Raw genomic sequence first — 25,204 nt, 5'->3', positions numbered from 1 at the left:
GCGGCCGGGCAGCGGGCCCGGCCATGCGGAACCGGCTCACAGGCGATTGCGGACCGCTTGACCAAGCAACGCGCGCGATTCGCTGTTCTTCGGGTCGATCGCGAGCGCCCGGCTCGCGTTTTGCTCCACACAGTTCCATTCGTCGATCTGCGCGCACCAGCGTGCCTTTGCCAGTGCGCGGGCGCCTTCCAGTTCCGCGTGCGTGACGCTTGCCGTCTGCATGTGCGCCGGGTCGGTGCCGTACGAGTGCGGCTTCGGCGCGAGGTCCATGCGCTTTCTCGTGCCCGCCAGCGTCTCGGTTCGCGGCGCGCGATGCGCAGCGACGGACCGTGTGCCGGCACGGTCGAGGACCGACCCGGCATGCGTCTGGGCCGCGAGTGTCATGGGAGGTGCGTGCGACGGTAGCCGGCGTTTCGCGGCGGCACGGTGCGCTGCCCGCGGCGCGGCTTCCGGTTCGGCCGCGAGCGCGACGGGCGGCACTGCCGGCACCTCGGCCGCTGTGGACTTGGGCGGTGCCGGCGGCACGGCCTGTGCGATCGTCGGCGCCGGCCCGGGGGCGGCCGATGCTCCGGACACGCCGGACACGCCGGACGCGCCGGACGCGCCGGTTGCGCGGGACGTCGCGGCCACGATCGCGTTGCGGTACTTCCCGACGGCGGTTGCGACCGCGCCGGAGAAGTCGTGCGTCACGCTCGCATGGCCGAGCGCCGTGTCCCGCTCGGTATAGGCGAAGAGGCCGAAGATCGTGGCGAACGCGACGAAGCTGAGCGCGGCATTCTTGCCAGGACCCCAGGAGGGTTTCGGCTGGCGGGCAGGCGAGTCGTCCGGTCGTTCTGCGCGAGTCATTCAATGCTCCTTGATTCGAGACGCTGCGGTGAATGACACAATCGGAGCGGGTTCAGGCGGCGTTCACCATCGCAACTGCGTGGTGAGCACGCCCGTTTCGACGATCGCGAACTGCGTGGCCCCCTGATAGGTCCCTTCGACCCGGTAGCTCGCATCGGGCACGCTGAACAGGCAGCGCGACCCCGATGCATTGAATTCGACGAGCACGCGGCCATGTCGCCGCAGGCGCACCTGCACGTTGGAAAGCGGTTGCCCGGTCTGGGCCGAAGCGAACGACACGCCCAGGTTGTACGGACGGCCGTCGGGGGGAAGCGGTGCGGTCCCGTCGATCCGCGCGTCGCCGCAGATATACGAAATCACGTAGCGGCCTGTGCCCGGACCGGATGCGGGTGCCTGGGCCATCGCATTGAGGCAGAGCGTTGAGATGACGACGCTCAGGAAAGGGAAAGCATGCTGTCGAAACGAGGAAGACATTGCAACCTCCCGTCCGGAATCAATGGCAACGCATTTAATCCGATTCAAGTTTCCAGCGTTCTTTTTGCGACACGCTATTGATACACGATGGTTTTTGAATCGACAACCACGTGTGGTTGAAATGGGACGGCGGTGAAATATCCTATTTAAATAGGATAACGACGGATTCGTCTGACTCGCTTACCGCTGAAGAAAGTCGATATTGCTGGATATGATCATTGCTTTTCGGTAGCGATGATCGAGCACGCTTTGAATCACATCGGAGGTATCGACATTCGTGCCGAAAAATAACGACTGATAAAAGGAATTATTGCGGCTGTGTTCGATGCGAATCGATTGGGGTCCGGATACAGGGTGCGAGATTTAAAATGGGGTGCGACGTTTTTGATATTGTCGGTTGTTACAGATAAATGGAAAATTTTATTTTGTTCTGTAACGGCGTATTTCTGCCGAGAAAATCAGACGGATTATTCAGGCATGCGGCGGCGGTAATAAAAAACCTGATCCCGAAGCGCAAACGTTTGCGTTTTCTTTAATGTCGATTACGGGCCGGGTTCGGTGATTTCACTTGCCGCGCACGATCGTCGATTGCTGTCGGGGCGAGTTCGATACGAAGCCGTGCGACGAGGATGCATGCGGAAGACGGATTGCCCGGGGCTGACTGCACTGCACCCGCACCCGCACCCGCACCCGCACCCGCACCCGCACCGTGGACGAACACGACGCGAGCGCGACTGTCAGCGGCTGCCGCCCGCGCTTCGCCGCGCGATGCGCATGGCCGGTGCGGCCGACGGCTCGGCGCCGCTCGCACCTTCGACCGCCGTGCGCGGCCGGTTCATGATGTAGGTCCACAACTGCTCGGCCGCGAGCCCGCGCTTGCGTGCCGATCGATACAGGCGGATTTCGAGTTCGGTGATCCAGTCCCCGGAACCGGCGCACACGAGCGTGCCTTCCGCGAGCTCTTTCGCGACGCAGCTTTCCGGCAGCCAGCCGATCCCGTGCCCGGCCACGACCATGCCCTTCAGCGCCTCGGACATGTGCGTCTCGAAGCACCGGTGCAGCGCATACGGCTCGGTCGCATTCAGCAGCAGCATCTCGACGATGTTCCCGAGAAACGCGCCCGACGAATACGCGAGCAGCGGCAGCGGGGCATCGGGCGTGCCCGGCAGCTGGAACACGGGCTTGCCGCGCGCGTCGGGCGTCGACACCGGCAGGATCCGCTCGACGCCGAGGTTGACGAACGGGAAGTGGTTCGGGTCCAGCACGATCGGCAACTGCGGATGGTGATAGCCGAGCAGCAGGTCGCATTCGCCTTCGACGAGCTGCTGCACGCCTTCCGGCACGTTCACCGCGTTGACGCGCGCGGTCACGTGGCCGACCTCGCCGTTGAGCTGCTTGAGCCATTCGGGGAACAGCGTGAAGACGAGCGTATGCGCGACGGCGAAGCGTACGACCTGGTCGCTGGCCGCGAACTGGTCGTAGCCGTTCACGAGATTGCGCGCCGCATACATGCTGCGCAGGATGTCGGCGGCCAGGCCGCGGAACATCTGGCCGGCCGGCGTCAGCGTGATCGGGTTGATGCTCCGGTCGACCAGCTTCGCGTCCATCCAGGTTTCGAGCGCGGCGATTCGTCTGCTGAATGCCGACTGCGTCAGGTGCCGGTTACGCGCGGCCCGGGAAAAGCTCTTGGTATCCGCAAGGCTCAGGAAATCTTCCAGCCACTTTGCTTCCATTTCGATCTTCGCTTTTTATAGTCGGGCGCCTGAAAGGCGGCGCCGCTTCGCTGCACCAACTTTCTAGACTACCGCGCCTCGAGCCGGTTGGCCCGATGTTTTTTTTCGATGGGTGTCAGTCGAAATATGCATGGGCATTGTCGGCGGGATTACGGCTACATAGCGTTGAGGTGCCGGACCCGGCTAACCGGTTAGTTCATCGCGTCGAACTGCCGGGGCGCCGCAGACGGTACTTCCCCAGGGCCCGGCACGCGCGGTGTGCGTGCCGGCCCGCCTTTTCCTCCCTCCGCTCCGGCGGTCCGGCGCTTCAGGCGGGCCGTTTTTTGTGCAGTGCAGATTGCACATTCGTGACACGCGGGAGAACTATGTTCGTTAGACGCAGCGCAGCATCGTGCGCGATCGCGGCGCATCGATGCCGCCATCGGCGTCGCGCGCCGCACCGTAATGGTGCGGCATGCCGCGCGGGCATGCCCGGCGCGGCGCAAAAAGGGGGGTATCGCAAGGCACGGTCCTTGCAGAGTAGTCGTTACGCCGGTCCGGCATGCGCAATGCCGGGGAAAACGATCGATGGAGAAAAGATCGATGAAGCCATTCGATGAAATGCTGCAATCCGGCGACATGGTAAGGGCGCCTTACGCGCGCCTGAAGCAATGGCTCGACACGCAGAATCCCGCGAGCCTCGCCCAGAAAGCCCACGACGCGGAGGGCGTGTTCCGCAAGACGGGCATCACGTTCGCCGTCTACGGCGACGCGGAGGCCGCCGAGCGGCTGATTCCGTTCGATATCGTCCCGCGCATCATCTCGGGTCCGGAATGGAGCCGGCTGTCGCTCGGCATCGAGCAGCGCGTGATGGCGCTCAACGCGTTCCTCGACGACATCTACCACCGCCAGGAGATCGTGCGCGCGGGCATCGTGCCGAAGCACCTGATCGCGCACAACGAAGCGTTCATCCCGGAGATGATCGATTTCCGGCCGCCCGGCAACGTTTACACGCACATCATCGGCGTCGACATCGTGCGCACCGGCGAGAACGAGTTCTACGTGCTGGAGGACAACGCGCGCACGCCGTCCGGCGTGTCGTACATGCTGGAAAACCGCGAGACGATGATGCAGCTCTTCCCCGAGCTGTTCCAGCAGGTGAAGGTGCGCCCGGTCGAAACCTATCCGCAGATGCTGCGCCAGTCGCTCGCGGCCGTGTGCCCGCCGGGCGGCAACGCGGACAACCCGACCATCGCCGTGCTGACGCCCGGCATCCACAATTCCGCGTACTACGAACATTCGTTCCTCGCCGACCAGATGGGCGTGCACCTCGTCGAGGGCAGCGACCTGCAGGTGATCGACGGCCGCGTCGCGATGCGCACGACCGAAGGCTTCCAGCCGATCGACGTGCTGTACCGGCGCGTCGACGATGCCTTCCTCGATCCGCTCACGTTCCGCCCCGATTCGGTGCTCGGCGTCGCGGGGATCATGGATGTCTATCGCGCGGGCAACATCACGATCGCGAACGCGCCCGGCACCGGCATTGCCGACGACAAGGCGATCTACTCGTACATGCCGGAGATCGTCGAGTTCTACACTGGCCGCAAGGCGCTGCTGGAGAACGTGCCGACCTGGCGCTGCGGCGATGCGGACAGCCTGAAATACGTGCTCGAGCATCTGGACGAACTGGTCGTGAAGGAAGTGCACGGCTCGGGCGGCTACGGGATGCTCGTCGGGCCGTGCGCGTCGAAGGCCGAGATCGAGGCGTTTTCCGCGAAGCTGCGCGCGCGGCCCGCGAACTACATCGCGCAACCCACGCTGGCGTTGTCCACGACGCCGATCCTGACCGAAGCCGGCCTTGCGCCGCGCCACGTCGACCTGCGGCCGTTCGTGCTGGTGTCGGACCGGATCCGCATCACGCCGGGCGGGCTCACGCGCGTCGCGCTGAAGGAGGGCTCGCTCGTCGTCAACTCGAGCCAGGGCGGCGGCACCAAGGACACGTGGGTGCTGGCCGACTGAGCCGGGCACGACCGCGCGCGCCGGAGCCGGCGCGCGAACCGAACGAAGACGGAGTGGACACGAGATGCTTCTGGGACGAACTGCAAGCGGTCTCTTCTGGATGTACCGCTATATCGAGCGCGCGGAGAACATCGCGCGCATCGTCGATGCCGGGCTGCGGATGGCGCTCACGCGCACGGCCGACGCGCCGGCCGAATGGTCGTCGGTGCTCGTCAGCTCGGGCGCCGACGAAGGCTACCGGCAGAAATACGACGCGTACGCGGCCGATACCGTGACCGACTACCTGCTGCGCGACCGCGACAACCCGTCGAGCGTGCTCTCGTGCATCGAGGCCGCGCGCTCGAACGCGCGGATGGTGCGCACGGCGCTCACGCGCGAGGCGTGGGAGAGCGTGAACGGCGCGTGGCTCGCGCTGCGCCGCGCGCTCGCTCGGCCGGTGCCGGAAAGCGAGCTGCCGGCGGTGCTCGACGAGGTGAAGCGCGAAACCGCGCTGATCCTCGGCAGCTTCTACAGCACGATGCTGCGCAACGAGATCTTCGATTTCGCGCAGATCGGCGCATTCATCGAGCGCGCGGACAACACCGCGCGGATCATCGACGTGAAATACCACCTGCTGCTGCCGTCGGTGTCGCACGTCGGCACGATCCTCGACAACTACCAGTGGGAGACGATCCTGCGCTGCGTGGCCGCGCACCGTTCGTACCGCTGGGTGTACGACGTGCAGTACAAGCCGATGAACATCGCCGACTACCTGATCCTGAACGGCCGCATGCCGCGTTCGCTGCGTTATTGCTACGGGCGCGTCGTGTCGAGCCTGAACCTGCTCGCGAAGGATTACGGCGTGACACACCCGTGTCACGACACGGCCACGAAGATTCTGCAGATGCTGTCCGATACCTCGGTCGAGCGGATCTTCAAGAGCGGCCTGCACGAATTCCTGACCGACTTCATCGGCCGCAACAACAGCCTCGGGCTCGAAATCGCCCAGGCCTACAACTTCGACTGAGACTTGCCATGCGACTCGCCATCCGACACATCTCGCGTTATCAGTTCGACGATCAAGCCACCCACGCGCTGCAACGGCTGCGGCTGCGCCCGCAGTCCGGGCCCGGGCAGACGGTGCGCGCGTGGCAGGTCACGATCGACGGCGTCGAGCCGACGCTGTCGTACGCCGACGGGCTCGGCAACCGGATCGACCTCGTGCGTCACGACCGCGGCGCGAAGGCCGAGATCGTCGTCGTCGCGGCCGGCGTCGTCGAGACGCAGGACCGCGCGGGCATTCTCGGCAATCCCGAAGGTTATGCGCCGCCGTGGATCTTCGAGCGCGAGACCACGCTCACGAAGGCGGGCGATACCGTGCGCGCGCTCGCGCAGGCGCTGCCGATCGAGCCGCGCGGCCTCGACGCATTGCACTGGCTGATGACGGAGGTGCACGGCCGCATCGCGTACGCGCCGAACCTGGCCGCCGACGCGCCCGTCGATGCGGAAACCGCGCTGCAAAGCGGCGAGGGGACGAGCCGCGACCATGCGCACGCGTTCATCGCGGCCGCGCGTGTGCTGAAGATACCCGCGCGCTATATCTCGGGCTACGTGCTCGCCGACAGCGCGATGCAGCGCATCGCCGATGCGAAGCAGAACGCGGGCGACGACGAAGAGGAGGAAGCGGTCGCGTTGCAGAGCGGCGAGGGCATGCAGCAGGCGCTCGGCGTGTCGCGTGCCTCACAGTCGCAATCGCAGTCGCAGTCTCAGGGGCAGTCGCAGGCGGCGCTCGGCGCGCAGCCGCAAGCCGCCGCACTGATGCAGCAGCCGGCCGGCCATGCATGGGCCGAGGCCTATGTCGAAGGGCTCGGCTGGGTCGGGTTCGATCCGTTCATGAACCGCTGCCCGGACGAGCGCTACGTGCGTATCGCGGTCGGCCTCGACTATCGCGACGCGCAACCGGTGACGGGGCTCGGCGCGACGGCCGTCGGCGTCGAGATCAGCGTCGTGCAGACGCCCGAACTCGTCTGACCTGACGCGCGCTTTCGCCGAATCCGCCATGCCGGGCCGCCGCGTCGAGGGCGACGCGGCGGCCCGGCCGGCTCAACCCGAATCGAGCTCCCATGTCCATTCACGTCGCGCTGCATCACACCACCCGCTATCGCTACGACCGGCTCGTCAACCTCGGCCCGCAGGTCGTGCGGCTGCGGCCCGCGCCGCATTGCCGGACGCCGATCCTCGCGTATTCGATGACGGTCGAGCCCGCGCAGCATTTCATCAACTGGCAGCAGGACCCGTTCTCGAACTATCTCGCGCGACTCGTGTTTCCGGAGCGCACCGAGTACTTCGAGGTCACGATCGATCTCGTCGCCGAGATGTCGGTGTACAACCCGTTCGACTTCTTCCTGGAAGCGAGCGCGGACCAATACCCGTTCAGCTATGACGACGCGCTGAAGACCGAACTCGCGCCGTATCTCGCCTGCGATCCGCAAACGAGTGCGTCGCCGCTGTTCCGCGCGTATGTCGACGGCGTCGACCGCACGCCGGCCGGCACCGTGAACTTCCTCGTCGCGCTGAACCAGCAGCTTCAGCGCGACATCGGCTACCTCGTGCGGATGGAGCCGGGCGTGCAGACGCCCGTACAGACGCTGGAACTCGCATCCGGCTCGTGCCGCGACAGCGCGTGGCTGCTCGTGCAGCTTTGCCGGCATCTCGGCATCGCCGCGCGTTTTGTGTCGGGCTACCTGATCCAGCTCACGCCCGACGTGAAATCGCTCGACGGCCCGAGCGGCACGTCGGTCGACTTCACCGACCTGCACGCGTGGTGCGAGGTCTACCTGCCCGGTGCCGGCTGGATCGGCTTCGATCCGACGTCGGGCCTGCTCGCCGGCGAAGGGCATATTCCGCTCGCGTGCACGCCGCAGCCGACCAGCGCCGCGCCGGTCGAAGGGCTGATCGACGAATGCGAGGTGTCGTTCGAGCACGAGATGGCGGTGACGCGCGTGTACGAATCGCCGCGCGTGACGAAGCCGTATACGGAGTCGCAATGGGATGCCGTGCGCACGCTCGGCACGCAGGTCGACGGCGCGCTGGCGGCCGGCGACGTGCGGCTCACGCAGGGCGGCGAGCCGACCTTCGTGTCGATCGACGATCGCGACGGCGCCGAATGGAACACCGATGCGCTCGGCCCGACCAAGCGCGGCTATGCGACCGAACTCGTACAGCGGCTGCGCGCCGAATACGGCGACGGCGGTTTCCTGCATTTCGGGCAGGGCAAGTGGTATCCGGGCGAGCAACTGCCGCGCTGGGCGCTGTCGATCTTCTGGCGCGCGGACGGCCAGCCCGTGTGGCACGATCCGTCGCTGTTCGCCGACGAGCGCGAGCCGTCCGCGTATACGACCGACGACGCGAAACGCTTCATCGACGCGCTGGCTGCGCGGCTGAACCTGACCGGCGAATTCATCCGCCCCGGCTACGAGGACGTCTGGTACTACCTGTGGCGCGAACGCCGGCTGCCGGTCAACGTCGATCCGTTCGACTCGCGCCTCGACGACGAGCTCGAACGCGCGCGGCTGCGCAAGGTGTTCGAGCAGCAGCTCGACAGCGTGGTCGGCTACGTGCTGCCGGTCAAGCGCGCGGACGACGCGCGGGGCCGCCATCGGCCGGGCCTCGACGGCCCGCGCTGGGAGACGGGCCCGTGGTTCTTCCGCGACGAGCGGATGTACCTCGTGCCCGGCGATTCGCCGATGGGCTATCGGCTGCCGCTCGATTCGCTGCCGTGGGCCGCCCGCGCCGACCATCCGTACCTGGTCGAACGCGATCCGTTCGCGCCGCGCGCCGCGCTGCCGGACGCCGCCGCCATCCGCGCGCGCCATACGGGCCCGGCCGATGCGCCGCGCTACCTGTCCGGCGTGCATCGCGAAGCGTCCGCGCAGACCGTGATGCAGTGGCGCAACGACGACCCGGCCAGCGGGCGGCATGCCGCGCATGCGCACGACCCGCAGCGCAGGCCCGAGCGTTTCGAATCGGCCGCGTGGATCACGCGCACCGCGCTGTGCGTCGAAGTGCGCAACGGCATCCTGTACCTGTTCATGCCGCCGCTCGCCGCGCTCGAGGATTATCTCGACCTGCTGGGCGCGATCGAGCTGACCGCGCACGCGCTCGGCGTGAAGCTCGTGCTCGAAGGCTATCCACCGCCGCGCGACGCACGGCTGAAGCTGCTGCAGGTGACGCCCGATCCCGGCGTGATCGAGGTGAACATCCATCCGGCCGCGAGCTTCGACGAACTCGTCGATCACACCGAATTCCTGTACGACGCCGCGTGGCAGTCGCGGCTGTGCAGCGAGAAGTTCATGGTCGACGGCCGCCACGTCGGCACGGGCGGCGGCAACCACTTCGTGCTCGGCGGTGCGACGCCGGCCGACAGCCCGTTCCTGCGGCGCCCGGACCTGCTCGCGAGCCTGATCGCGTACTGGCACAACCATCCGTCGCTGTCGTACCTGTTCTCCGGGCTGTTCATCGGGCCGACGAGCCAGGCGCCGCGCGTCGACGAGGCGCGCAACGACCAGCTCTACGAACTCGACATCGCGTTCGCCGAGATCCAGCGCAACAAGCTGCTGTACGGGCAGGACATGCCGCCGTGGCTCGTCGACCGCGTGCTGCGCAACCTGCTGATCGACGTGACGGGCAACACGCACCGCAGCGAATTCTGCATCGACAAGCTGTATTCGCCCGATTCGTCGACCGGCCGGCTCGGCCTGCTCGAACTGCGCGCGTTCGAGATGCCGCCGCATGCGCGGATGAGCATCGTGCAGCAATTGCTGCTGCGCGCGCTGGTCGCGCGCTTCTGGGCCGCGCCGTACACGACGCCGCTCACGCGCTGGGGCACCGCGCTGCACGACCGCTTCATGCTGCCCGCATTTCTTCAGATGGATTTCGACGACGTGCTGGCCGAACTGCGCGACGCCGGTTTCGGGTTCGATCCGGCATGGTTCGCGCCGCACTTCGAATTCCGCTTCCCGCTGTTCGGCCAGATCGCGGTGAACGGGATGCAGCTATCGCTGCGCGGCGCGCTGGAGCCGTGGCACGTGATGGGCGAGGAGGGCGCGCCCGGCGGCACGGTGCGCTACGTCGATTCGTCGGTCGAACGACTCGAAGTGCGCGTGACGGGGCTGAACGACAACCGGCACGTCGTGACGGTCAACGGCCGCGCGCTGCCGCTGCAGCCGACCGGCACCGTCGGCGAATATGTCGCCGGCGTGCGGTACAAGGCGTGGGCGCCGCCGTCGGCGCTGCATCCGACCATCGGCGTGCATGCGCCGCTCACGTTCGATATCGTCGATACGTGGCTGCAGCGCTCGCTCGGCGGCTGCCGCTATCACGTCGCGCATCCGGGCGGGCGCAACTACGCGACGTTCCCCGTCAATGCGTACGAGGCCGAGAGCCGCCGGCTCGCGCGCTTCGTCGAGATGGGGCACACGCCGGGGCGGATGAGCGTGTCGGCCGCCGCGCCGAGCCGCGAATTCCCGTTCACGCTCGACCTGCGGCGGCCGTGACGGGCCGATGAAGGGGCGGGCGACGATGTGCGGTTCGCGATCTCCCGGCGCGCCGGCCGCTGGCGGCCCCGCCGGAATGCTAGGATGCGGGCAGATTGCGGCCGCGCGCCGCGGCCCGCCGCCCGTGCGGCGGCGTGCATGCGCGCCCGCGCCCTGACGACGAAACGACACCGTGCAGCCCATTCACTCCGACCATCTCGCCGACCCCGACGCGATGCCCACGCTATTCGATACCGGCGCGCAGCCGGACGCCGCCGAACTGGCCGCCGCGCTCGCGGCGCCGGCGGCCGCCGGCCGTTACGACGAACTGCGCGGCAGCGCGGCCGGCCTGAACGCGCCCGCGCTCGCGCCCGCATGGCGCAGTTTCTTCACATCGATCGGCAGCGACGGCGTGGCCGACCTCGATCGCCGCGCCGACGCGTTGCACCGGCGCATGCGCGAGAACGGCCTGTTCTACCAGTTGCACGAGCAGCGTGCCGGCGACGGCGCGGCCGGCCCGTGGTCGCTCGATCTGCTGCCGTTGATCGTCACGCCGGAGGACTGGGTTGCGATCGAACGCGGCGTGCTGCAGCGCGTGCGGCTGCTCAACGCGACGATGGCCGACCTGTACGGGCCGCAGACGATCCTGCAGCGCGGGCTGCTGCCGCCCGCGCTCGTCACCGGGCATCCGGGCTACCTGCGCGCGATGCGCGGCGCGCGCGTGCCGGGCGACACGTGGCTGCACGTCGTCGCGTTCGATCTTGCACGCGGCCCGGACGGGCAGTGGCGGATCGTCGCGCAGCACACGCAGGGCGCGGCCGGGCTCGGCTACCTGCTCGAAAACCGGCTGATCGTGTCGCGGCTGTTTCCGCGCGGGTTTCGCGGGCTGCGCGTGCAGCGGCTCGCGTCTGCCTACCGCGCGCTGCTGCAGAGCATGCAGGCGCTCAGCCCGGCCCGCAAGAATTCGCGGATCGTGCTGCTGACGCCGGGGCCGCACAGCGCGACGTATTTCGAGCATGCGTATCTCGCGCGCTACCTCGGCCTCACGCTCGTCGAGGGCGGCGACCTGACCGCGCGCGACAACCGCGTGTTCCTGAAGACGCTGCGCGGGCTCGAACCGGTGCACGGCATCCTGCGGCGCGTCGATGACGCGTGGCTCGATCCGCTCGAACTGCGGCCCGATTCGATGCTCGGCGTACCGGGGCTGCTGCAGGCCGTGCGCGCGGGCAACGTGCTGCTCGCGAATGCGCCGGGCTCGGGCTTCCTCGAATCGCCGGCCATGCTCGGCTTCATGCCGCGTCTCGCGGAAGGCTTGCTCGGCGAAACGCTGACGCTGCCGGCCGTGCATTCGTGGTGGTGCGGCGAGGCGGCCGCGTGCGACGATGCGCTGCCGCAGCTCGCGCGCGGCATCGTGAAGGCGTCGTATCCGGCCGACGTGCAGGCGGGCGGCCCGTTCGATCCGGTGATCGGCGCGCGGCTCACGCAGGCGCAGCTTGCCGACTGGCGCGCGCGGATACTCGCGCGGCCCGAACACTACACGGTGCAGGCCGATTTGCCGCTGTCGCAGGCGCCGACCTGGCCGGGGCACGGCACGCCCGAAGGCAACGGCGGCGCACGCATCGTGCCGAAGCCGCTGCTGCTGCGCGTGTTCGCGCTCGCCGACGGCGCGCAGCGCTGGCGGCTCCTGCCCGGCGGGCTGTCGCGGGTCGGCACGCGCGACACGCTGTTCAACGCACCGATGCCGCGCGGCGGCAGCACCGTCGATACGTGGGTGATGACCGAGGGCATCGTCGATTCGACGACGCTGCTGCAGACGCACCTCGGCCCCGACGACCTCGTCGAGCGGCCGCGCGCGATCGCGAGCCGCGCGGCCGAGAACCTGTTCTGGCTCGGCCGCTATACCGAGCGCGCGACCAACCTGATGCGCCTGGCGCGCGCCGCACTCGAACGGCTGCGCGGCGAGGACGACGTCGACAGCCCCGCGCATCTGGAGCTGCTCGACACGCTGTGCCGCGACACGGGCCTGATCGCGGCCGATACGCCGAACGCCGTCGATGCGCCGCGCGCGTTCCAGCACGCGCTCGCAACGTCGCTGACGCGCGGCGCCGATCGCACGTCGGGCATCGCGTCGTGCCTGTTCGGGATGCGCGGCGCCGCTGCCGCGATCCGCGAACGGCTGTCGAGCGATCAGTGGCGGCTGATCGACGACGCGACACAACTGTTCGCGGACAGCGCCGACCATCCGGAAGCCGACGAGCAGATCGGTAACGAAGCGCTGCAACTGCTGGAGCGTCTCGGCCTGCTGCTCGGCGCGATCACCGGCGCGCAGACCGACAACATGACGCGCGACGACGGCTGGCGATTGCTGTCGATCGGCCGGCAGATCGACCGGCTGGATTTCCTGTGCAGTGTGCTGAAGTTCGCGTTCGACGATGGCGCCGTGTACCGGCAGGACGGCTTCGAGCTCGTGCTGGAGCTGTTCGACAGCACGATCACGTTTCGCTCGCGGTTCCAGCGCGGCTTCGACGTCGCGCCGTTGCTGTCGCTCGTCGTGCTCGATACCGACAACCCGCGCTCGCTCGGCTGGGTCGTGCAGGCGCTGCGCGGCCGGCTGGCGAAGGTCGAGCGCAGCGAAGGTTATGCGCTGTCCGAGCTGGCCGAGACGATTCCGGACGTGCCGGCGTGGTCGCTGCACGAACTGTGCGAAACCGCTGACGGCGGCCGGCACGACAAGCTGCTCGCCGCGCTCGACGTGACGGTGAAGGCGGTCTGGGAGCTATCGAACCGGATCGGCGAACGCTATTTCAGCCACGTGCGCGAGGCGGGCAGGACGCTATGGTGACGACGAAAGGCACGGCGAAAACGCCGTCCGGTTCCGGCAACGGACGACAGGCAGCGGCACCGGCACCGGCCGCGCCGGCCGCTGGGGCGCCCGGCCGCTTGCTGCGCGTCACGCACGACACCGAATACCGTTACGCGGCGCGCGTCGAATCGGCGCAGCACCAGGCGCGCCTGCAACCGCTCGCGACGCCACGGCAGCAGGTGCTGTCGTTCTCGCTCGACATCGAGCCCGCGCCGGAATCGATCTGCACGGAGATCGACGCATTTGGCAACGCGCGTGCATCGTTCGCGCTGAACCAGCCGCACGACGCGCTGCTCGTGCGCAGCCGCAGCACGGTGCGCGTGACGCCGCCCGTGTGGTCGCGCGGTGCGCGCGGCGAGCCGCCGCCCGCGATCGCGCATCCCGACGGAAAACAGGCGACTGCATGGGAAGCCGTGCGCGACCGCTTGCGGTTCCGCGCGGGGCAGCCTTACGACGCGGCGAGCGAATTCGTGTTTGCTTCGCCGCACGTCGCGTGCGATCCCGAACTCGCCGCGTATGCGGCCGCGAGCTTCACGCCGCAACGGCCGCTCGTGCAGGCCGCATGGGACCTGATGCGGCGCGTCCACGCCGATTTTGCGTACACGCCGAACAGCACCGACATCACGACGTCGGCACTCGATGCGCTGCGGTTGCGCAAGGGCGTCTGCCAGGATTTCGCGCACGTGATGATCGGCGCGCTGCGCTCGCTCGGGCTGGCCGCGCGTTACGTGAGCGGTTATCTGCTGACGCAGCCGCCGCCCGGGCAGCCGAGGCTGATCGGCGCCGACGCATCGCATGCGTGGGTCGACGTGTACGACCCGGCGTGGCCCGAGGACAACGGCTGGCTGCAGCTCGATCCGACCAACGACCGCGCGCCGGGCGACGACTACGTGATGCTGTCGATCGGCCGCGACTATGCGGACGTGACGCCGCTGCGCGGCGTGATTCGCGGCGGCGGCGCGGATCAGGAACTGAAGGTCGGCGTGACGGTCGAGCCGCTCGATGCGCCGTGATGCGGCGCGATGCCGCCTGCCCGGGCGATGCGCCGTTTAAGTCTTCGTTAATTCTGCACGCCTAGCATGGTCGTGCCGGCGAACGGATCGAGGCCCGATCCGGCGCCGGCGGCACGCGCGGGTGCGTCGACGTCACGGCGCCGCGCCGTCGCGCCTCGCCATTCCCTTGCAACGGCGACAGATCATGATCAAGCACTTCGACTACACGCTCGGCAGCGAGACGATTGCGCTATGCGCGAGCTTCGGCGCGGGGCCGGCGTTGCGCCGCGTGCTCGTGAGCCGTGCGGATTCGATGGAAACGCTCGTGGTGCTCGACGCGCGCGGCCTGTCGGGCCTGCTGAAGGTGGCGACCGAGGAGCCGGAAGGGCTGCTCGACGACGCGATCCGCAAGGTCGGTGACGAACAGCTCGTCGAGCGCGCGATCAGCGGCAGGACGATCGTAGAAACCGTACTTTGATCGGGCGGCGCGGCGCATGCCGGCAGGCATGGCCGCACGCGCCGCGTTGCGTTGCGTCGATTACGCGGCGAACCGGTCCGTTGCCGCGAGCAGCGCCTGCAGGATCCCCGGCTCGTTGTACGCGTGCCCGGCGCCGGGCACGATCTCGAACGTCGCGTCCGGCCACGCCTTCGACAGGTCCCATGCGGTGCGCGCGGGCGTCGCGATGTCGTAGCGGCCTTGCACGATCACGCCCGGAATGCCGGCGAGGCGATGCGCGTCGCGCAGCAACTGGCCTTCTTCGACGAAACCCCGGTTCACGAAGTAGTGGTTTTCGATCCGCGCGAACGCAAGTGCGTAGTGGCCGTCCGCGAAGTGCGCGGCGAGCGCGGGATCGGGCAGCAGCGTGATCGTGCGGCCTTCCCAGATACTCCATGCGCGCGCGGCTTCGAGCTTCGCGGCTTCGTCGTCGCCCGTCAGCCGGCGATGGTAGGCGGCCATCAGGTCGCCGCGCTCGGCCTCCGGAATCGGTGCAAGGAACGCTTCCCACAGGTCGGGGAACAGCCACGACGCGCCTTCCTGGTAGTACCACAGCAATTCCGCGCGACGCATCGTGAAGATGCCGCGCACGATCAGCGCGCTCACGCGTTCGGGGTGCGTTTCCGCGTACGCGAGCGACAGCGCGCTGCCCCACGAGCCGCCGAATACCAGCCATTGCTCGGCGCCGACCATCTCGCGCAGGCGTTCGATATCGGCGACCAGATGCCACGTCGTGTTGTTCTCGAGGCTCGCATGCGGCGTCGAGCGCCCGCAGCCGCGCTGGTCGAACAGCAGGATGTCGTAGCGCTCCGGGTCGAACAGGCGGCGATGGTCGGGGCTGCAGCCCGCGCCGGGGCCGCCGTGCAGGAACACGGCGGGCTTGCCGGCCGGGTTGCCGCAGCGTTCCCAGTAGATGCGATGGCCGTCGCCGGTGTCGAGGTGGCCGTGGGCGTAGGGTTCGATCGGTGGGTACACAGACAGGCTCCGGGTGAGGGTCGACAGGAGGCGGACGAGGCGGGCCGGTGTGCGGGCGGGGCACGGTATTGCGGATAGTGCGGCGCCGCAAAAAATTCGTTGCGTGGGCATCGGACCGGCCGCCGCCGGACAAGGCTTGTCATTATGCCAATTCGCCGCCGCGGACGTTGGCTCGCCAGGGTGTGCGGCATCGCCGGTGTCCGCCCCGGATTTTTGAAGCAATTTCATTCCGATATTTTTCATACAAAATCCCGGCGGCATATCGGCGTGCCGACCGGGGCGCCTGCCAATCTCCTGCTTCTTTACCGTGCCAACGGGAACCAGCCGATGAACCATCGCGTCACGCAGTTGACCGGGTTGCGCGCCGTCGCGGTGTCGATGGTCGTCGTCGGCCATGCCGAGCATGTGCTGCCGGGTGGCTACACGGGCTGGTACGCCCCGTTGCGGCTGATCGCCGACGGCCGGCTCGGCGTGCTGATCTTCTTCGTCCTCAGCGGTTTCCTGATCACCAACGTGCTGCGCGCCGAGTTCGCGCGCACGGGCGGCATCGCGCTGACGTCGTTCTACGTGCGGCGCGCGTTGCGAATCTGGCCGGCTTGCTATGTCTATCTCGCGGCCGTTGCGATCGTGGCCTTCGCCGGCTGGTTCGACGTCGATCGCCGGCAGTGGCTGTATGCCGCGCTGCACCTGTGGAATTACTCGGCGTGGTTCGGGCTGACCGGCGACAACGCGTTGCATCCGGACGGCGCATGGTATCTCGGCCATTTCTGGTCGCTCGCGCTCGAGGAGCAGTTCTACTGGTTCTGGCCGCTGCTGTTCGTGTACGGCGCGCGCCGCAGCGGCACGCGCTGGCTGGCCGCGTTGATCCTGATCGTGCCGCTGGTGCGCGCCGTCACGTATTTTGTTGCACCGGCGCTGCGCGGGCAGCTCGGGATGATGCTCCACACGGGCGTCGATCCGATCCTGATCGGCTGCTATGCGGCGCTCAACCGCGAACGGCTCGAAGCGTGGATCCGCTCGTGGCGCGGCGAGACTCGGATCGTGACGGCGATCGTCTTCATCGTGCTGTTCGGCATGCCGCTCGCCGAACATCGGCTCGGCGGCTTCTGGAACGCGACGTACGGCGTGACGCTCGAAGCCGCGCTGATCGCGATCGTGATCGTCGTGCTGAATTTCCGCGGCGAGTTCTGGTGCGCGCGCTGGCTGCGCGCGCGGCCGGTCGTGTTCATCGGCACGATCTCGTTCAGCCTTTATCTGTGGCAGCAGCCGTTCGCGAACCCGGATCTGCCGGTCGCGCATGCGTTTCCGCTTGGGATCGTGTGGGCGCTGCTGGTCGCGACGGCCAGTTATTTCCTCGTCGAGAAGCCGTTCCTGCGGCTCAAGGATCGCTATACGGCGCGCGAGGCGCGGCGTGTGCGCGACGACGCACTGCGGATGCCGGCGCCGACCGATGCGATCGGGCCGAAGGTGGCGGAGTAGGTCACCGCGTTATTTCATCGCCGAAGGCGGATACCAGAAGTTCCGGAACATGTCGATCCCGTACGTCTTGCCGTCATAGCGGACTACCGTGCGCGCGGTGCGCGTGCCCGTGTCCGAGTAGTCGCCGTCCTTGCGCTGCGACTTCGTGATGTGCGCGGTGATGGACAGGTCCGAGAAACCGTGGCTCGCGGTTTTCTCGACGGCGATCGTCATGCGCGCCGATTCGCTGCGTGCGTCGCCGGTGGCAGGGCCGCAGGCCGTGCCTTCGCTACTGACCCAGCCGTAGAGGTTGGTGCCGAATACCGGGCGGATGCGGTTGCCTTCGCGTACCCACAGCGTCAATTCTTCGCTGGCAGCGGCATCGGGGCAGCTCGGCCCGCGCGCGCTGCTTGTGAACACGACACCGAACGCGCGCACATCGGGCGACAGCCGGTACGGCGCGGTGTCGATGCGATAGCTGCTTGCGCCGATCTCTGTCGTCGCGTCTTCCTGGACCATCGACCGCTCGGCCGCGACGACCTTGCCGCCCTCGACGAGCGCGACGACCTGCAGCTTGTCGCTTTCGTCCGGGTTCTTGCTTTTGGGCAGCGGATCGAACGCGACGGCTGCGATCGTCGTGCCCGGCGCGTTCGGCATGACCTTGCACGCCGACGCGATGACAAGCCGGTCCGCGTCGCGCGTGGCGATGCGTGCGCTTGCGATGCCGGCCCAGCGGGCGACGGCCGTGACGGTATCGTCGCCGCAAGGCTGACTGTCGGCGGCGTGCACGACGGGAGCGGCGGCGAGCGCCAGCAAAGGAACGAAGCGACGGATTTTCATGGTCTCGATGGGGAAACGGGTTCTTCGCAGATTTCCTGGGAACGCGGGGTAGAGCGTCGGTGTCCGGCCAGTTTAAGACACTCGACTCCACGACCGGATTGCCGACAAGCGTTGGCATACAGGCGCAGCCGAACATCAGGGCAAGCCATCGGCCACCATTACTGCGCGAGCATCAGGTTCAGGTTCTGAACCGCAGCGCCGGCTGCGCCTTTGCCGAGATTATCGAAAACCGCGGACAGGAGAACGTGCCCGTGTTCCATGTTGGGAAACACGCTCAAGCGCATATCGTCCGTACCGTTCAGTACCTGCGGATCCAGCTGCTTCAAAGCGCACGATTCGTGCAGCGGCAAGACCTGTACGTGGGCCGCCTCGGCATAGTGGCGTGCGAGGCACGCGTGTAACGTGGCGCCGTCTACGTGGGGTGCCAGCAGCCGCACATCCAGGGGCACCGTCAGCGCGATGCCCTGGCGGAACGCACCATACGCAGGGACGAAAATCGGACGCCGCGCGAGTCCCGCGTGCTGCTGGATCTCCGGCGTGTGCTTGTGCGCGAGCTCCAGGCCATACACCTGGTACGGCGGTGCGTTGACGGCACCCGGCCCCTCGTGTTCTTCCACGCCGGCACGCCCGCGTCCGGAGTAACCAGACACCGCGTAAATGCTGATCGGGTGGTTCCCGGGAATGAGCCCGGCTTGCAGCAGGGGACGCAGCAGGCCAATTGCACCGGTCGGATAGCAACCTGGATTGGTGACCCGACGTGCGGTCGCAATGCGCTCGGCCTGTCCCGGAGTCATTTCCGGAAAGCCGTATGTCCAGTCCGGCTGCGTGCGATGGGCGGAACTTGCGTCGATTACCCTGACGGCAGGGTTGACAATGGCGCCCACCGCTTCGCGCGCGGCGTCATCGGGCAGGCAGAGGATCGCGATGTCGCAGGCGTTGATGGCTTCGGCGCGACGCCTGGAGTCCTTGCGTTCCGCCGAGGGAAGCGTGACCAGTTTCAGATCGGTCCGGCCGCGAAGCCGTTCGTGAATTTGCAACCCGGTGGTGCCTTGGTCGCCGTCGATGAAAACAAGGGGAGAGCTCATGCGCGCGGTACTCCGGTGACTGGTAACAAGTGGAACGAGCCTGTTATCTTCCGCGCACCGCTAGAATAGCGAAAGTTGAATTTCATAACCTGGACATTCAGTTGTTCTGAATCGGGACGCCGACATGCGAGAGATCAGCCTGGACCGCTTGCGCACCCTGGTCGCGATTGCCGACCGTGGCTCATTCGCCGACGCGGCGCGTGCGTTGCATCTGGCGCCGCCAACGGTCAGCCTCCACATCGCTGAACTGGAAGAGCGCATCGGGGCTCCGCTCCTGTCGCGCAAGCGTGGACATGTTCGGCCGTCGGCCACAGGCGAGTTGTTGGTCGAGCGCGCACGTCGACTGTTGGCCGACGCGGAACAGGCGTTAGACGATGTTCACCGCCAGGTTCAAGGGCTTGTCGGGCGCGTTCGGCTCGGAGCGTCGACCGGCGCGATTGCGCATCTTTTGCCGCAAGCGCTTGAAGTGCTGCGTCAGCACCATCCCGCTATCGATATTCAGATCGCGGTACTCACCTCGCATGAAACGCTAACCCGATTGGCGGATGGGACGCTGGATATCGGGCTGGTCGCACTGCCTCAGCCTCCGGTGGCTGGGCTCGTGATAAAGCCGTGGCGCCGCGACCCCGTGATGGCCTTCGTGCCGGCGCATTGGCGGTGTCCGGCTCGCATTACGCCTGAATGGCTCGCCGCTCAACCGCTCATTCTCAATGATGCGACCACGCGTCTCTCGCGCCTGACTGCGGAGTGGTTCGCGACTGGAGGGCAGCATCCCGCGCCGCGCATTCAGCTCAATTACAACGATGCGATCAAGAGTCTGGTAGCGGCAGGTTATGGCGCGACGCTGTTGCCTCATGAGGCCGCTACGCCATTACCCGACACGCGCATTGTCATGCGCCCGCTGCGCCCGGCGTTGTGGCGTCGGCTCGGCATTGCGCATCGTGCGGGGCACGTCGAGCGTTCGACGCAACATGTACTCGATGCGTTGTGGGATCTGCGATTGGCGTAGGAGTTTGCCCTTTCTCGCTTCGGTTCGTTCTCGCGACGGGGCGGTAGCCTGTTGCACGCCACGACGAACGAACGGCCGGCTTGTAGCTATTCGACCGGCAGACTTGGGTCGACAAGCGACACCCACGGAAATCCGCGAAAAACAAAAAAGGCCCTTGCGGGCCTTAGGTCGACGAGAAAGAGCGGCCGCTTACCGCGTCAACTCGGTAAACCCGTCCAGCAACCGCTCGACATCAGCCGCGCCGATCGCGCCCATCGTCGAGATGCGGAACAGTTCCTTCGACAACCCGCCTTGCCCCGCGTAAATCACGAAGCCGCGCGCCTTCAGGCCGTCGTGCAGCGTCTCGTACGTGACGCCCTGCGGCAGCCGGTACGCGCGCAGCACGACTGACGACGCGCCTTCCGGCAGCACCAGCGGCATCCCGCGCGCGGCGAGGCCGGCCTGCGCCTGGTCGGCCAGCGCCTTGTAATGCGCATGGCGCGCACGCCAGCCGCCGGCTTCGTCGAATTCGCGCAGCGCCTCGACGAGCGCGTAGTACGCGTGCACAGACGGCGTGAACGGCGTGTTGCGCTGGTCCTGCAGCTTCGCGAGACGGCCGAGGTCGAGGTAGTACGTGCGGCTCGCGGCCTTCGCGAGCGCACTGCGGCGCACGATCACGAATGCCGCGCCCGGCACGCCGTGCAGGCACTTGTTCGCGGTCGCGGCAACCGCGTCGATATCGCCGCCGGCGAAGTCGAGCGCTTCCGCGCCGAAGCTGCTGACGCCGTCGACGAGCAGCTTCACGCCGCGTGCGCGGCAAACTTCGGCGATCGCGCCGAGGTCGTTCAGGCGGCCCGTCGTCGTTTCGTGATGGATCACCGCGACATGCGAGAAGCCACCCGCGTCGAGGCGCGCGGCGATCTGCGCGAGGTCGGGCGCCTGCATCCATTCGTGCTTCAGCACGTCGTGCGCGATCCCGTACTGCGTCGCGATCTGCGCGATCCGCTCGCCGTACACGCCGTTCTCGATCACGAGCAGCTTGCCGTCCTGCGGCACGAGCGCCGCGATCATGCTCTCGACGGCGGCGGTGCCCGAGCCCGTCATCAGCACGGCGGCCCATTCGGCCGGATCGAGTTCGTATGCGGCGACGAGGCGCGCGCGCGCTTCGTCCTGCAGATCGAAGAATTCGCTTTCGCGATGGCACAGGTCGGGTTGCAGCAGGCTGCGGCGCACGCGTTCGGTGAGCGTTACCGGGCCGGGATTCAGCAGCAGCATCAAAGGGCTCCTTCAGCGTGGGCTTCGGTCTGCGCGGCGCCGAGGTGCCGCATCAGACGGGTCTTGACCTCGACCGGCGTGACGGTCGGGCGCGGCAGGCCGTCGGGCACGCCCGTGCGGATCGCGAGGCGCACGAACTGTGCACCGGATGGCCGGACCCCATCGCCCGGCGCAGCCAGCGTCGCATCGAGCACGTCGAGCGTGTCGCCTTCGACCGCCGACGCGTAGCCGCATGCGGCCGCGACGCCCGCGAACGACACATGCTGCGACACGGTTGCCTGGCCGCCCGTCGATTCGTGCGCGCCGTTGTCGAGCAGCACGTGCGTGAGATTGGCCGGGCCGTAGGTGCCGAGCGTCGCGAACACGCCCATGCGCATCAGCGCGGCGCCGTCGCCGTCGACGGCCACCACGCGCAGGTCGGGGCGCGCGAGCGCGAGGCCGAGTGCGAGCGGCGTCACGCAACCCATCGAGCCGACCATGTACAACTGGTTCGGGCGATCGTCGATTGCGTAGAGTTCGCGGCCGCAGAAACCGGTCGACGCGAGCACCACGGTCGAATCGACCGGTGTGTGCGCGATCACGCGCTGCAGCGCGTCGTGACGGGTCGGCCACGCGTCGGCCGACGCGGCGCGCGACGACGCTTGCGCGGCGACATGCGCGCGCGGCTGCGCCGCCGGGTTCGCCTTCAGTTCATACGGCGCGACGCTGCCTTTCTGCATCACGAGCGCGTACGGGCGGCCCGTCGCGTCCATGTGCGCGATCGCGCGGTCGAGCGCCGGGCCGACCTGTTCGGGGTCGGTCGGGAACGTCTCCCACGGGATCTCCATCGTGTCGAGCATCGCGGGCGTGATCGGGCCCATCAGCGCGTGCTGCGGCTCGTCGGCGACACCGGGCTGGCCGCGCCACGTGACGATCAGCAGTTGCGGCAGCCGGAACGTCCAGGTCAGCGACGTCAGCGGGCTCACCGCGTTGCCGAGCCCCGAGTTCTGCATCATCGCGATCCCGCGCTTGCCGCCGAGCGTCGCGCCCGCGATCAGCGCGACCGCGTCGCCTTCGTTCGCGGCCGACACGTAGTGCAGCGTCGGGTCCTGCAGCACGTAGTTGATGAACGGCGTCAGGTACGAGCAGGGCACGCCCGCGTACCAGTCGAAGCCGCGTTCGCGCGCGGCCTCGACGAACTGGGCCGCTTCGATCATTGCGCGCCCCCGTTGCCGGCGCCCGGTTCGGACAGCGGCGTCTGGCCGTGCGCGAAGTCGCCCGCGCGGCGGAAGTCCTCGAGATCGTTGACGCCGCGCCAGTGGCCGTGCACGTACTGCACCTCGATCTTCTCGCCGGCGGCGATCAGTTCGTTGAGGAGCGTGGGGATGTCGAGCGTGTCGAAATCGTCGCGCGCCTGCAGCGTCGCGAGCATCGCCTTCAGGCGATCGACGCCCGCGCCGCGCACGTTCAGCAGGCCGATCCAGCGGCCGTGCGGCGTGCCTGCGGCGACGTCGCTCGATACACGTTGCAGATACGTCTTCTGGCCGAACAGGCCGCGATCGTCCGCCGCCGAGCAGAGCGCGAAGTCGCGCACGCTCTGGTTGGTCGGCTCCGTCAGCGACGAATCGACCACCACGCTGAATTCGGCCTCGCTCTCCGCGAGGTCGCGCAGGATGTAGCTGCGGAACAGCAGGTCGCCGTACGAGATCACGGTGTCGCCGGTCAGGCGTTCCGCCGCGCAGGCGAGCGACGCGAGTTCGCCGGTTTGCGCATGGCGCTCGTTGACGACGAGCTTGATGCCCGACGTGTCGATCGCGTCGGCGCGATAGCCGCCGACCACGGTGATGTCGTTCACGCCTTGCTTCTTGAAGCCGTCGACGAGCCAGCGCAGCAGCGGCTTGCCGGCGACCGGCAGCATGACCTTGGGCTTGTCTTCGGTGACGGCTTCGAGGCCCTTGCCGCGGCTCGCGGCGAGCACGACCGCGGCGTTCGACGCGCGCGACGACGACGACAGGTAGATGCGCTCGGCCGCCGAGTATTCGTCGGCGTCCTGCAGGCGGAAGATCTCGTTGACCGATGCGACGCGGTCTTCGACGTTGATCAGCGTTTCGTTCTCGTGGATCTCGCGCGCGACGGCCTGCATCGCCGAAGCCGATGCGCGGATCAGGTGGTTCGCCCAGATCACGGTGCTGATGCCGGCCTGGCGGAACACGTCGGTCGGCGTGCTGTAGTACTTGGTCGGCACGATCACGAGCGGCGCCTTGCCACTCCATTCGCGCGCGAACTGCAGGATCTCGTCCGGGCGCGACAGCTTGCTGTGGATCAGGATCGCGTCGGCGCCGGCTTCCGCATACGCGTTCGCGCGGCGCAGCGCCTCGTCCATCCCCCAGCCCGCGATCAGCGCCTCGACGCGCGCGACGATCGAGAAGTCGGGATCGGTCTGCGAATCCTTGCCGGCCTTGATCTTGCCGCAGAACTCGTCGATCTCGGCGAGCGGCTGGCGCTCGCCGTCGATGAAGCTGTTCGTTTTCGGGAACTGCTTGTCCTCGATGCAGACGCCGGCGATGCCGCGCTGTTCGAGCTTCTTCACGAGGCGGCGCACGTTGTTGAAGTTGCCGTAGCCGGTGTCGCCATCGAGCAGGATCGGCAGGTCGCTCGCGTCGGCCATGAATTCGAGCACGTCGACGACCTGCGTCCAGCTGGCCTCGTTGTTGTCGCGCACGCCGAACTGCGCGGAAATCGCGAGGCCCGACGCCCAGATCCCCTTGAAGCCGGCCTCGCGGACGATCCGCGCGGACAGCCCGTTGTGCGCTTCCATCAGGAATTCGAGGTCGCTGCTGACGAGCATGCGGCGCAGGCGCGCGCTGCGCGATTCGGTGAAATTGGGTTCGCGTGCGTTCATCGTGCGGCTCCGGCGGTAGTACGTTGAATCAGGGGGAGGATTTCTTGCGTCGCGCGTGCGACGTCGTTCGGGAAGTCGATCTCGATCCACGGCGAGCCGGTGACGTCGGCGACGTCGAACGAATGACCGCCTTCGAGCAGCAGGTCGCGCACGGCTTCCTCGTGCGGCATGTTCGCGCGGCCGCTGTCGACGTAGCCCGCGACGATCGTCGCGAGGCGGCGCGCGGTGCCTTCGGTGAAGCGGAAGAAGCCGACCGATTCGCCGATCGTGTCGTAGTCGAGGTCGACCGCGAGCTGCTTGCGCAGCTCGACCGGCACGCCGTTCTTCACGCACAGCTTGACGGGTTCGTCGCCGGCCTCGAAGTCGCGGTCGATCAGCAGGCGATCGACCGCCTTGTCGGGATCGGCCACCAGCGCGTGCAGGATGTTCTCGTCATACAGCACGTCGGCGTCCATCAGCAGCACGTCGCCGCCGCGCGTCATCGCATCGGCGACGGTATGCACGGTCAGCACGCTGCCGAGGTCGTAGCGCTCGTTCAGCACGATCTCGGCCTGGCGGCCGAGGCGCTTCAATTCCTGCTCGACCTTCCCGGCCTGGAAGCCGAGCCCGAGCACGATCTCGTCGATGCCCGCGGCGTCGAGCACGCGCAGATGGCGCTCGAGCAGCGAAACGTCGTCGAAGCGCAGCAGGCACTTCGGGAACTGCGCCTCGGGCGGTTGTTGCAGGCGCAAGCCGAGGCCTGCCGCAAGAATGATGGCTCGCATGGGTTCTCCAACCAAAAAGCCGG

Annotated in this window: 19 protein-coding genes; 9 read left to right on the top strand and 10 right to left on the bottom strand. The window is 67.6% G+C overall.

The features are described from left to right. Nucleotides 1-36: 36 nt before the first annotated feature. The 3 genes from ABD05_RS29995 to ABD05_RS29985 form a co-directional block, all read right to left on the bottom strand. Nucleotides 37-846: a hypothetical protein gene (locus ABD05_RS29995; RefSeq protein WP_047903547.1), complete on the bottom strand. Its 810-nt coding sequence runs from the start codon at nt 844-846 to the stop codon at nt 37-39. Nucleotides 847-909: 63 nt separating this feature from the next. Beyond that, nucleotides 910-1,320, bottom strand: coding sequence for a ubiquitin family protein (locus ABD05_RS29990; protein WP_047903546.1), 411 nt, complete (start codon nt 1,318-1,320; stop codon nt 910-912). A 737-nt stretch (nt 1,321-2,057) separates the two neighbouring features. Next, entirely contained in the window at nt 2,058-3,053 is a 996-nt protein-coding gene (locus ABD05_RS29985) for a LysR substrate-binding domain-containing protein (RefSeq protein WP_047903545.1), read from the bottom strand. A 582-nt stretch (nt 3,054-3,635) separates the two neighbouring features. Here ABD05_RS29985 and ABD05_RS29980 point away from each other — a divergent pair. The 7 genes from ABD05_RS29980 to ABD05_RS29950 all read left to right on the top strand — a co-directional run bounded on the left by ABD05_RS29980 (nt 3,636) and on the right by ABD05_RS29950 (nt 14,897). After that, complete coding sequence (locus ABD05_RS29980; protein WP_047903544.1) at nt 3,636-5,051, top strand: circularly permuted type 2 ATP-grasp protein; 1,416 nt, start codon at nt 3,636-3,638, stop codon at nt 5,049-5,051. Between the two features lie 64 nt (nt 5,052-5,115). Continuing rightward, nucleotides 5,116-6,057 carry an alpha-E domain-containing protein gene (locus ABD05_RS29975; RefSeq protein ID WP_047903543.1) on the top strand — a complete coding sequence of 314 codons (942 nt, stop codon included), beginning with the start codon at nt 5,116-5,118 and terminating at the stop codon, nt 6,055-6,057. 8 nt (nt 6,058-6,065) lie between these two features. Then, a complete protein-coding gene (locus ABD05_RS29970; RefSeq protein ID WP_047903542.1) occupies nt 6,066-7,061 on the top strand; it encodes a transglutaminase family protein in 996 nt (331 codons plus the stop codon). Nucleotides 7,062-7,153: 92 nt separating this feature from the next. Further along, complete coding sequence (locus tag ABD05_RS29965; protein WP_047903541.1) at nt 7,154-10,585, top strand: transglutaminase family protein; 3,432 nt, start codon at nt 7,154-7,156, stop codon at nt 10,583-10,585. A gap of 214 nt (nt 10,586-10,799) precedes the next feature. Then, nucleotides 10,800-13,406, top strand: coding sequence for a circularly permuted type 2 ATP-grasp protein (locus tag ABD05_RS29960; protein ID WP_047903540.1), 2,607 nt, complete (start codon nt 10,800-10,802; stop codon nt 13,404-13,406). Next, nucleotides 13,400-14,440: a transglutaminase family protein gene (locus tag ABD05_RS29955; RefSeq protein ID WP_047903539.1), complete on the top strand. Its 1,041-nt coding sequence runs from the start codon at nt 13,400-13,402 to the stop codon at nt 14,438-14,440. Before ABD05_RS29960 ends, ABD05_RS29955 begins: the two co-directional genes overlap by 7 nt. A gap of 184 nt (nt 14,441-14,624) precedes the next feature. Further along, entirely contained in the window at nt 14,625-14,897 is a 273-nt protein-coding gene (locus ABD05_RS29950) for a hypothetical protein (protein ID WP_047903538.1), read from the top strand. A gap of 60 nt (nt 14,898-14,957) precedes the next feature. On the opposite strand, the gene pip is transcribed toward ABD05_RS29950, so the two are convergent. Continuing rightward, nucleotides 14,958-15,890, bottom strand: a complete 933-nt coding sequence (gene pip, locus ABD05_RS29945) for a prolyl aminopeptidase (RefSeq protein WP_047903537.1) — start codon at nt 15,888-15,890, stop codon at nt 14,958-14,960. Between the two features lie 327 nt (nt 15,891-16,217). Between pip and ABD05_RS29940 the strand changes: the two genes are divergently transcribed. Beyond that, nucleotides 16,218-17,369, top strand: a complete 1,152-nt coding sequence (locus tag ABD05_RS29940; RefSeq protein ID WP_047903536.1) for an acyltransferase family protein — start codon at nt 16,218-16,220, stop codon at nt 17,367-17,369. A 9-nt stretch (nt 17,370-17,378) separates the two neighbouring features. On the opposite strand, the gene ABD05_RS29935 is transcribed toward ABD05_RS29940, so the two are convergent. Both ABD05_RS29935 and argC read right to left on the bottom strand, forming a co-directional pair. Beyond that, entirely contained in the window at nt 17,379-18,188 is an 810-nt protein-coding gene (locus ABD05_RS29935; protein ID WP_047903535.1) for a PA3715 family protein, read from the bottom strand. A gap of 158 nt (nt 18,189-18,346) precedes the next feature. After that, nucleotides 18,347-19,273: an N-acetyl-gamma-glutamyl-phosphate reductase gene (gene argC / locus ABD05_RS29930; RefSeq protein WP_047903534.1), complete on the bottom strand. Its 927-nt coding sequence runs from the start codon at nt 19,271-19,273 to the stop codon at nt 18,347-18,349. A 124-nt stretch (nt 19,274-19,397) separates the two neighbouring features. On the opposite strand from argC, the gene ABD05_RS29925 reads away from it, so the two are divergent. Next, nucleotides 19,398-20,282 carry a LysR family transcriptional regulator gene (locus tag ABD05_RS29925; protein WP_047903533.1) on the top strand — a complete coding sequence of 295 codons (885 nt, stop codon included), beginning with the start codon at nt 19,398-19,400 and terminating at the stop codon, nt 20,280-20,282. A gap of 189 nt (nt 20,283-20,471) precedes the next feature. Here the strand turns inward: ABD05_RS29925 and ABD05_RS29920 are convergent, their stop codons facing one another. The 4 genes from ABD05_RS29920 to ABD05_RS29905 are packed head-to-tail and all read right to left on the bottom strand — an operon-like array spanning nt 20,472 to nt 25,181. After that, complete coding sequence (locus tag ABD05_RS29920; RefSeq protein WP_047903532.1) at nt 20,472-21,536, bottom strand: 2-aminoethylphosphonate aminotransferase; 1,065 nt, start codon at nt 21,534-21,536, stop codon at nt 20,472-20,474. After that, nucleotides 21,536-22,732 (bottom strand): phosphonopyruvate decarboxylase, encoded by a 1,197-nt coding sequence (gene aepY / locus ABD05_RS29915; RefSeq protein WP_047903531.1) that lies wholly within the window; start codon nt 22,730-22,732, stop codon nt 21,536-21,538. The genes ABD05_RS29920 and aepY overlap by 1 nt, the downstream gene beginning before the upstream one ends. After that, nucleotides 22,729-24,417, bottom strand: a complete 1,689-nt coding sequence (gene aepX, locus ABD05_RS29910) for a phosphoenolpyruvate mutase (RefSeq protein ID WP_047903530.1) — start codon at nt 24,415-24,417, stop codon at nt 22,729-22,731. Before aepX ends, aepY begins: the two co-directional genes overlap by 4 nt. Then, a complete protein-coding gene (locus tag ABD05_RS29905) occupies nt 24,414-25,181 on the bottom strand; it encodes a phosphocholine cytidylyltransferase family protein (protein WP_047903529.1) in 768 nt (255 codons plus the stop codon). The genes aepX and ABD05_RS29905 overlap by 4 nt, the downstream gene beginning before the upstream one ends. Nucleotides 25,182-25,204 lie beyond the last annotated feature (23 nt).

The sequence above is a fragment of the Burkholderia pyrrocinia genome (assembly GCF_001028665.1).
GTDB lineage: Bacteria > Pseudomonadota > Gammaproteobacteria > Burkholderiales > Burkholderiaceae > Burkholderia > Burkholderia pyrrocinia.
This window is presented reverse-complemented; position numbering and strand designations above follow the sequence as displayed.

Excerpts from the sequence above, each read along its gene's own strand:
- ABD05_RS29995 (WP_047903547.1), bottom strand. The coding sequence starts at position 846 with ATGACTCGCGCAGAACGACCGGACGACTCGCCTGCCCGCCAGCCGAAA.
- ABD05_RS29990 (WP_047903546.1), bottom strand. The coding sequence starts at position 1,320 with ATGTCTTCCTCGTTTCGACAGCATGCTTTCCCTTTCCTGAGCGTCGTC.
- ABD05_RS29985 (WP_047903545.1), bottom strand. The coding sequence starts at position 3,053 with ATGGAAGCAAAGTGGCTGGAAGATTTCCTGAGCCTTGCGGATACCAAG.
- ABD05_RS29980 (WP_047903544.1), top strand. The coding sequence starts at position 3,636 with ATGAAGCCATTCGATGAAATGCTGCAATCCGGCGACATGGTAAGGGCG.
- ABD05_RS29975 (WP_047903543.1), top strand. The coding sequence starts at position 5,116 with ATGCTTCTGGGACGAACTGCAAGCGGTCTCTTCTGGATGTACCGCTAT.
- ABD05_RS29970 (WP_047903542.1), top strand. The coding sequence starts at position 6,066 with ATGCGACTCGCCATCCGACACATCTCGCGTTATCAGTTCGACGATCAA.
- ABD05_RS29965 (WP_047903541.1), top strand. The coding sequence starts at position 7,154 with ATGTCCATTCACGTCGCGCTGCATCACACCACCCGCTATCGCTACGAC.
- ABD05_RS29960 (WP_047903540.1), top strand. The coding sequence starts at position 10,800 with ATGCCCACGCTATTCGATACCGGCGCGCAGCCGGACGCCGCCGAACTG.
- ABD05_RS29955 (WP_047903539.1), top strand. The coding sequence starts at position 13,400 with ATGGTGACGACGAAAGGCACGGCGAAAACGCCGTCCGGTTCCGGCAAC.
- ABD05_RS29950 (WP_047903538.1), top strand. The coding sequence starts at position 14,625 with ATGATCAAGCACTTCGACTACACGCTCGGCAGCGAGACGATTGCGCTA.
- ABD05_RS29940 (WP_047903536.1), top strand. The coding sequence starts at position 16,218 with ATGAACCATCGCGTCACGCAGTTGACCGGGTTGCGCGCCGTCGCGGTG.
- ABD05_RS29935 (WP_047903535.1), bottom strand. The coding sequence starts at position 18,188 with ATGAAAATCCGTCGCTTCGTTCCTTTGCTGGCGCTCGCCGCCGCTCCC.
- argC (WP_047903534.1), bottom strand. The coding sequence starts at position 19,273 with ATGAGCTCTCCCCTTGTTTTCATCGACGGCGACCAAGGCACCACCGGG.
- ABD05_RS29925 (WP_047903533.1), top strand. The coding sequence starts at position 19,398 with ATGCGAGAGATCAGCCTGGACCGCTTGCGCACCCTGGTCGCGATTGCC.
- ABD05_RS29920 (WP_047903532.1), bottom strand. The coding sequence starts at position 21,536 with ATGCTGCTGCTGAATCCCGGCCCGGTAACGCTCACCGAACGCGTGCGC.
- aepY (WP_047903531.1), bottom strand. The coding sequence starts at position 22,732 with ATGATCGAAGCGGCCCAGTTCGTCGAGGCCGCGCGCGAACGCGGCTTC.
- aepX (WP_047903530.1), bottom strand. The coding sequence starts at position 24,417 with ATGAACGCACGCGAACCCAATTTCACCGAATCGCGCAGCGCGCGCCTG.
- ABD05_RS29905 (WP_047903529.1), bottom strand. The coding sequence starts at position 25,181 with ATGCGAGCCATCATTCTTGCGGCAGGCCTCGGCTTGCGCCTGCAACAA.